Annotated in this window: 1 protein-coding gene and 1 pseudogene; both read right to left on the reverse strand. The window is 67.0% G+C overall.

Going from position 1 to position 918, the window contains the following annotated elements; genetic code table 11:
- Positions 1-399, reverse strand: a pseudogene (locus BHQ40_RS24785) (hypothetical protein); the annotation flags it as partial.
- A gap of 96 nt (positions 400-495) precedes the next feature.
- Positions 496-918, reverse strand: a 423-nt coding sequence (locus tag BHQ40_RS24790; protein WP_171905970.1) for a S8 family serine peptidase, incomplete at its 5' end; no start/stop codon positions are given.

The following is a 918-nucleotide window of genomic DNA, read 5'->3' on the forward strand; positions in this document are numbered from 1 at the left end:
CGTATCGCGGACGCCGCCCACGGCATTGCGGACATCGCTTGTGCCCAACGTGTCGAGGCCGAGGGCGGCATTGCCCGAACCGGAGGCGTTGCCATTGGCCGATGCGCTCTTGGTGCGGCCGCTGCGGGTCGCGGCGCCAGTGGCCGATCCGCTGCCCTTGCCGGAACCGGTGGCCGAACCATTGACCGAGCCATTGCGCAGATCGACGCTGCGGTCGAGGCCGAGCGACCCTTCGCCGCCCAGCGTGCCGTTCAGCGATCCCGAAAGGCCGCCGAGGCTGCCGCCAAGTCCGCCGCCGCCCATCAGGCCGCCCCCGCCGCCCAGAAGCTGGGCGGAAGCCGGCGTGGACGCCGCAAAGGCGATGAGGAATGCGAGGGTGGTCAGGTTGTTGCGCTTCATGAGAAATTCCTTCCGTCAAACAGGTCTGTGTTGGGAACGGAAGGCAGGGCGGGTTTAATCCCGATCATATGAAAATATCTTATAAATATTTGATAATTATCGATTATTTCTGCATGATCCGCAGATAAGGCCCCGGCCATAGATGGCGTCCGGTCCCTTTTTGCCCAGGTCCTTCGCTTCCCTGGAAAGGGCGGAAAGACTGCCCGCGCCATGCAGGCGCGCAGCGACCAGCGGCGCGGCGAAAGAGGTGCCGCGCACCCTGGCCGCATTGCCCTTCATATCGGCGGCGAACATGTCCGCGCCCGGCGCGGCGAAATCGAGATGGAGCGACTTGCCCGCCTCCAGCAGCGCGCGGTCGCGGCCGTCGACGCCGGTGACGGCGATCACGCCTGGCCAGGAAGCGGGATAGGCGGGCGGGGCGGCGGGGCCGTCATTGCCGACGGCGGCGACGATCGTGACGCCCTTGCCCTGCGCCGCGCGGACTGCGCCGTTCAACACCGGGTTGGGCGGGCCGACGAG

It is taken from the genome of Sphingobium phenoxybenzoativorans (genome assembly GCF_001757355.1).
GTDB lineage: Bacteria > Pseudomonadota > Alphaproteobacteria > Sphingomonadales > Sphingomonadaceae > Sphingobium > Sphingobium phenoxybenzoativorans.